This window comes from Priestia sp. JNUCC 25 (assembly GCF_053667915.1).
In genome coordinates this window covers 1-7500 of sequence record NZ_CM132211.1, presented here as the reverse complement: position 1 = coordinate 7500, position 7500 = coordinate 1, and the positions used below count along the sequence as shown (strand labels likewise).

6 protein-coding genes (1 of these 6 only partly in view) are annotated in these 7500 nt (G+C 37.0%); all 6 read right to left on the bottom strand.

Features of this window, described 5'->3' with window-relative positions; all coding sequences use genetic code 11:
* Positions 1-1101 carry the start of a DNA gyrase subunit A gene (gene gyrA, locus JNUCC25_RS00030; protein ID WP_013054825.1) on the bottom strand. It extends 1410 nt beyond the left edge of the window, so only the first 1101 of its 2511 coding nucleotides appear in the window; it begins with the start codon at positions 1099-1101; its stop codon lies beyond the left edge, outside the window.
* A gap of 126 nt (positions 1102-1227) precedes the next feature.
* A complete protein-coding gene (gene gyrB / locus JNUCC25_RS00025; RefSeq protein ID WP_013054824.1) occupies positions 1228-3144 on the bottom strand; it encodes a DNA topoisomerase (ATP-hydrolyzing) subunit B in 1917 nt (638 codons plus the stop codon).
* A 240-nt stretch (positions 3145-3384) separates the two neighbouring features.
* A complete protein-coding gene (recF, locus tag JNUCC25_RS00020) occupies positions 3385-4503 on the bottom strand; it encodes a DNA replication/repair protein RecF (RefSeq protein WP_013054823.1) in 1119 nt (372 codons plus the stop codon).
* Between the two features lie 14 nt (positions 4504-4517).
* On the bottom strand, positions 4518-4733 hold the full coding sequence (gene yaaA / locus JNUCC25_RS00015; RefSeq protein ID WP_013054822.1) for a S4 domain-containing protein YaaA: 216 nt from the start codon (positions 4731-4733) through the stop codon (positions 4518-4520).
* Positions 4734-4833: 100 nt separating this feature from the next.
* Positions 4834-5970 carry a DNA polymerase III subunit beta gene (dnaN, locus tag JNUCC25_RS00010; RefSeq protein WP_013054821.1) on the bottom strand — a complete coding sequence of 379 codons (1137 nt, stop codon included), beginning with the start codon at positions 5968-5970 and terminating at the stop codon, positions 4834-4836.
* A gap of 186 nt (positions 5971-6156) precedes the next feature.
* Positions 6157-7500 (bottom strand): chromosomal replication initiator protein DnaA, encoded by a 1344-nt coding sequence (gene dnaA / locus JNUCC25_RS00005; RefSeq protein WP_013054820.1) that lies wholly within the window; start codon positions 7498-7500, stop codon positions 6157-6159.

Genomic DNA, 7500 nt, shown 5'->3' with positions numbered 1-7500 from the left:
TTCAGTACGACGACGAATAACCACTACCTGATGGTCTAAGTAGTACTGTAGACATTGCTTCAAGTTCAATACTTTTGGCTGTCCATCTACTAATGCAAGGGTATTAATACCAAAACTTGTTTGAAGAGATGTCTGCTTATATAAGTTGTTTAATAAAACATTTGCATTTGCATCACGTCTTACTTCAATAACAATACGCATACCTGAACGGTCAGACTCATCTCGTAAATCCGTAATTCCATCAATCTTCTTATCACGAGCTAGCTCAGCAATTTTTTCAATTAGCTTTGCTTTATTTACTTGGTATGGAAGTTCATGAACAATAATAGTTTGTTTACCATTGCTTTGTTCTTCAATTTCTACTTTTGCGCGAACAATAATAGAACCTTTTCCAGTTTCATAAGCTTTACGAATTCCGCTGCGGCCAAGAATTTGTCCTGCAGTTGGGAAATCCGGGCCTGGAATAATCTCCATTAACTCTGCAATTGTGATATCAGGGTCTTGACTTACAGCTAAAACGCCGTCAATGACTTCCCCTAACTGATGCGGAGGAATATTTGTCGCCATACCTACCGCAATTCCGGCTGAACCGTTTACAAGTAAATTTGGAAATCTAGCAGGTAATACAATTGGTTCACGTTCAGAACCGTCATAGTTATCTTGGTAATCAATTGTATCTTTATTGATGTCACGCAACAGTTCCATCGAAACTTTTGACATTCTTGCTTCTGTATAACGCATAGCTGCTGCTGCATCTCCATCAACAGATCCAAAGTTTCCATGACCGTCGATTAGCATATAACGATAGCTAAAATCTTGTGCCATACGAACCATTGTTTCATATACAGCTGAGTCACCGTGTGGGTGATACTTACCAATTACTTCTCCTACAATACGAGCTGATTTTTTATATGGCTTATCCGATCCCATACCTAAATCATTCATTGCATATAAAATACGACGGTGCACAGGCTTAAGTCCGTCTCTTACATCTGGTAAAGCACGCGATACAATTACGCTCATTGCATAATCTAAAAAGGATGCGCGCATTTCTTGACTAATATTTACTTCTCTTATTTGAGAGTTTGGTTTATCTGACATCGATAAGAACCTCCTTCGCGAAGTTCAGTATAGTAATTCATATATATGTAAACGCAGGATAGAACCTATCTCCATCCTGACGTTTATATACCCTTTATAAAAAATATAAAGGGTATTACCGTTCATTTAAATATCAAGATTTTTTACGTACTGAGCATTTTCTTCAATGAAATTACGGCGTGGTTCTACTTTGTCGCCCATTAAAATTTCAAATGTCTCATCAGCTTCAATTGCATCTTGCAAGTTCACCTGAAGAAGGGTACGGAACTCTGGATCCATTGTTGTTTCCCATAATTGTTCAGGATTCATCTCTCCTAAACCTTTGTAACGCTGAAGGTTTGGTTTTGCGCCTTCAGGGAAAGAAGCTAATACCTCTTCTAATTGACGATCGTTGTACGCGTACTCCACTTTTTTACCTTGTGAAACTTTGTAAAGAGGCGGCTGAGCAATGTACACATATCCGTGCTCAATAATCTGTCTCATATAGCGATAGAAGAACGTTAGAAGAAGCGTACGAATATGCGCACCGTCTACGTCTGCATCTGTCATAATCACAATTTTATGGTAGCGGGCTTTCGAAATATCAAAATCGTCACCAATACCCGTTCCTAGAGCGGTAATGATTGTACGAATTTCGTTATTAGATAAAATTTTATCTAAACGCGCTTTCTCTACGTTGATAATTTTACCACGTAAAGGCAAAATAGCTTGGAAATGACGGCTTCTTCCCTGCTTAGCTGAACCTCCGGCAGAGTCACCCTCTACTACATAGAGTTCGCTAATAGAAGGATCTTTTGATGAACAATCTGCTAATTTACCCGGTAAGTTTGAAATTTCAAGCGCGCTTTTACGGCGTGTAAGCTCACGAGCTTTTTTAGCTGCCATTCTTGCTCTTGCAGCCATTAAACCTTTTTCAATTACCTTTTTCGCCACAATAGGGTTCTCTAGCAAGTAAGTTTCTAAGTGTTCTGCAAACACAGAGTCAGTAATTGTTCTTGCTTCACTATTTCCCAGCTTTGTTTTTGTTTGTCCTTCGAACTGCGGATCTGGGTGCTTAATAGAGATGATAGCTGTAATTCCTTCACGAACATCTTCACCTGTTAGATTGGCGTCACTGTCTTTAAATACGCTGTTTTTACGTGCATAGTCGTTAATTACACGCGTTAACGCTGTTTTAAATCCTGCTTCGTGCGTTCCACCTTCATATGTGTGAATATTGTTTGCAAAAGAATATAAATTACTTGTATAGCTATCGTTATATTGAATAGCAATTTCTACAGAAATGTTGTCTCGATTACCTTCAATATAGATTGGCTCTTCGTGAATCACTTCTTTCGAACGGTTTAAGTGTTCAACGTAAGACTTAATTCCACCTTCATAGTGATACTCACGTCTTTTATCTTCTTCACGTTTGTCTTCAATCGTAATTTTAATGCCGCGATTTAAGAAAGCTAACTCACGCAGACGATTAGCTAACGTATCAAAATCGTATTCAAGCGTTTCTGTAAAAATTTCACCGTCTGGACGGAATTGAATAACAGTACCTGTTTTATCTGTTTCTCCAACTACTTTTAAGTCAGCAGCCGGTACACCTCGTTCATATTTTTGATAATGAACTTTACCGTCACGATGTACGTGCACTTCCAAAGAGGTAGAAAGTGCATTAACAACTGAGGCACCTACACCGTGTAATCCACCAGATACTTTATAGCCGCCGCCACCAAATTTACCTCCGGCATGAAGAACCGTTAAGATAACTTCAACGGCAGGTCTGCCCATTTTTTCTTGAATACCAACCGGAATTCCACGACCGTTATCTTTGACTGTAATACTATTATCCTTTTCGATAATAACATTAATTTCATCGCAATAGCCGGCCAGCGCTTCATCAATACTATTATCTACAATTTCCCATACAAGATGATGTAGACCCTTTGCGCTCGTCGATCCAATATACATCCCCGGACGTTTACGAACAGCTTCTAATCCTTCTAATACTTGTATCTGATCAGCTTCATATGCTTGTACTTCTTTTTGTTCCATCGTCAAATGTATCACCTACACTTTTTTTTAACAGCAAACTGCTGTATTTATCATTTTGTATTATGTTTTTCGAATATTATGTGGAAATAATACGGAGCCTTTAATGTATTTGCAATTTGTTTACTTATGCACAAAATTTTCATAATCGAGGGTACGAGTTGAAATATATAGACTTAAAACTATAATGATATCATATTTCAGTTAGATTGCCTTGTGAAAAGTTTTTAGATAGATCAATTGCTATTTGACCTTTTGAATTTGGCCAGCTTCTACGTGATATGTAGCGGCTTTTTCTAAGGTCTCGTGATGAATTCCTTCAATGCTCGTTGTCGTTACAAACGTCTGAACTTTTCCTTGAATGGTATTTAGCAAGTGTGATTGACGAAAATCATCTAATTCAGACAATACGTCGTCTAAAAGCAAGATTGGATATTCACCTACTTCTTGATGAATTAACTCGATTTCAGCAAGCTTTAACGATAAAGCAGTCGTCCGCTGTTGCCCTTGTGAACCAAATGTTTGAACGTCTTTTTCATTAACGTAGAAAAGAAGATCATCACGGTGTGGTCCTGCTAAGGTGACACCTCTATCAATTTCTCTACTTTTTATTTTATCAAACTTTTGATGATATGCTTCTAACATTTTCGACAAATCTGCATCTTCTGATACATCAATTGAATTCTTATACTCAATTTTTAATGTTTCTAAGTCTCGACTGATCCCTTTATGAATAGGCTCTGCCCACTGTTGAAGTAACTGTAAAAACTCAAAACGTTTTTTTAAGATTTTCGCCGCCATTTCACTTAACTGTAACGTAAGTACGTCTAAAAGTGAAAGATCCGTTTGTTTTTTTGTCTGCAGCTGCTTCAAATATTGATTTCTTTGCTGCAAAATCTTTTGATACCTGCTTAAATCATGCATGTAAACAGGCGAAACTTGACCAATTTCCATATCGATAAATTTGCGCCTTACTTGCGGACTCCCTTTAACTAGGTTCAAATCCTCCGGAGCAAACATGACAGTGTTAATTGACCCTATATATTGACTGAGTTTTTTCTGCTCAATGTGATTATATTTTGCTTTTTTCCCTTTTGTTGAGATGACTAAATCCAGTGTAACAGGTCCTCTATGCTTTTCTACAATGCCGGATAGCTTTGCATACTCACAGTCCCATTTAATTAATTCTTTATCGTTGGATGTACGATGAGATTTAGCCATAGATAATACGAAGATCGATTCCATCACGTTTGTTTTACCCTGTGCGTTTTCACCCAAAATGACGTTTACTTTATTTTCAAAAGGAATCGTTGTCTTCGTATAGTTTCGGTAATTTGTTAAAGTAATTTCTTTAATATACAAACGTTTCACCAACTTTAAGTAATAACAACAAATGATCCTGCAGCCGGTATATCCACTTCGTCATTTGCATATAATTTACGTCCGCGGCGCTCTTCTAGCTCCCCGTTTACATATACTTCGTGCTCACTTAAAAACCATTTTACCATTCCACCTGTTTGAATGACGTCTGCTAATTTTAAAAACTGGCCAAGCGTAATGTATTCAGTTGAAATTTTAACCTCTGTTTTCATGCGACTCTCTCACTTTCTAATGATGTATCTCTATTTTACTAAATAATTCTCCTTGAGAAAAGAAAGCTACTAGTACGGCATGCTAGTAGCTTTCTGAGATTTAATATGTTCGCACTGGTAAAATCAGCTGCAGCATTGAATCATCCTCTAATGTTCGAATGACAAATGGACGCATCGCACCAGTGAAGTTGATTTTGATATCTGTTCCTTCGAGCGCTTTTAATGCATCTAACATATATTTTGCGCTAAAAGAAATTTTTAATTCTTCTCCTGAGATAGACTGACTTTGTACCTCTTCAATTACTTTTCCGATTTCAGGAGAGTTAGAAGAGATTTCAACAATTCCTTCATCCAGCGTAGATAGTTTTACTACGTTGTTTCTTCCTTCACGAGCTAATAAAGAAGCGCGGTCAATCGATTGCAAGAATTCTTTTACGTTCAATATAACATCCGTTTTACTATCAGCTGGGATCAATCTTGAAGTATCAGGATAATTTCCGTCCAATAATCTTGAGAAAAATAGTAAATGTTTTGTTTTGAATAATACTTGATTTTCCGTGATAACAATGTCTACTAATTCATGAGAATCATCAAGGATCTTACTGAATTCACTTAAACTTTTACCTGGAATAACCACATTATACGTTGCTTCATTTCCAGTTTCAATGGTCGCTTTTCGCAAAGCTAGACGGTGACTGTCAGTGGCAATGCACGTTAATTCTTTGCCATCGACCTTCCAGTTTACACCTGTCAAGATAGGTCGTGTTTCTGAGGTGGACACCGCAAAGACAGTTTGTCGAATCATGTTTTTTAATAAGTCTGTCGGTAATCTAAACATGTTGTTTTCTTCGATCTGTGGTAAATGAGGATACTCTTCTGCATCTAAACCATTTAAGTTAAATTCAGCTTTTCCTGAACGAATGATTGTTAAAAAGTGACTTTGGACGTCTAATTCTACAATGTCTTTAGGAAGCTTTTTTACGATTTCACTAAAGAAACGAGCTGGGAGAACAACGCTTCCTGGTTTTTGGATATCAACAATCTCTTTTCCTTCTTCTTCGTTTGGAATAAACGATTCAATCGAGATATCGGAATCACTTCCTGTTAAGGTAACACCTTCTTCAGTCGCTACAATTTTAATCCCCGTTAAAATTGGAATTGTTGTTCTAGAAGATACAGCTTTCATAACGTCTTGAACGCTTTGAACTAGATAGTCTTTCTGTATGATAAATTTCATAATAATTAATCCTCCTTAAAAGTAGGTTTAAAAGCTTATTATTTATTATATTTTAAGATAGTAGTAGTAATAGGGGCTGTGGAAATGTGGATAACCCCTAAAAACGTGAGAACACAGCCTATCCACATGTGGACAGACTGTGTACAATCCTAACTCACTTATACACAAAATACAAGTAAAAAAAGCCTATATTTTTAGTGATTCACTTATTTCTTTAATTTGTTTTTGTAGGTCAGTATCTGTTTGAACAAGTTTTGAGATTTTTTCATGAGCATGGATGACAGTAGTATGGTCTCGCCCGCCAAACTCTTCTCCAATTTTAGGCAGCGAAAAATCCGTTAGTTCGCGAGAAAGGTACATGGCAATTTGTCTAGGAAACGCAACTGACTTTGTACGTTTCTTTGCTTTGAAATCATCTAATTTTATATTAAATTCTTGTCCAACAATCTGTTGGATGTCTTGAATCGTAATAACCCTAGGTTTTGAACTAGGAATGATATCTTTTAATGCTTCTGCTGCTAAATCAGCGTTTATATCTTTATTAATTAGTGAAGAATAAGCTACTACACGAATAAGTGCGCCTTCTAATTCTCTAATATTTGAATCAATCTGATTGGCGATATAAAGCATAACTTCATTTGGAATAACTAAGCCGTCCGCTTTGGCTTTTTTACGCAAAATAGCAATTCGTGTTTCCAAATCTGGTGGTGTGATGTCTGTAATAAGGCCCCATTCAAAGCGAGAGCGAAGTCGATCTTCAAGTGTAGGAATTTCTTTCGGCGGTCGATCACTTGAGATGACAATCTGCTTGCTTTCTTCGTGAAGCGTATTAAACGTATGGAAAAATTCTTCTTGTGTCTGCTCTTTACCTGCTAAGAATTGAATATCATCAATCAGTAAAACATCTACATTACGGTATTTGTTGCGGAATTCTACTGCTTTATTGTCACGAATAGAGTTAATAAACTCGTTTGTGAATTTTTCAGATGATAAGTACACGACTTTCGCGGCAGGATTATGATCTAACACATAGTGGCCTATGGCGTGCATTAAGTGTGTTTTGCCTAATCCTACTCCCCCGTAAATAAAAAGCGGATTATACGCTTTAGCCGGCGCTTCTGCTACTGCTAAAGAAGCTGCATGCGCAAACCGATTTCCAGATCCGATAACAAATGTATCAAAGGTATACTTCGAATTTAGCATGCTTTGAGGAAATTCTGCTCCTTCGTCTTTATTGACTTTCTTTTTAGGAGTTTGAATATCGAATTCTTCCTCGGCCTGGTTAGGAGGAATAATAAATTTTACATCTAACTCTTCCCCCGTAAGATCATAAAGTGTTTCAGCAATTAAATTAGAATACCTAGATTCTAACCAGTCCCGTGCAAAATCATTAGGTGCAGTAATAATGAGCGTGTCTCCTTGTAAAGCATGAGCTTTTGTCGATTTGAGCCAGGTTTCAAAACTAGGTTTGCTTAATTTTTTTTCAATTTGATCTAAAGCTCTATCCCATAAATCATGAATGTTTTCCAA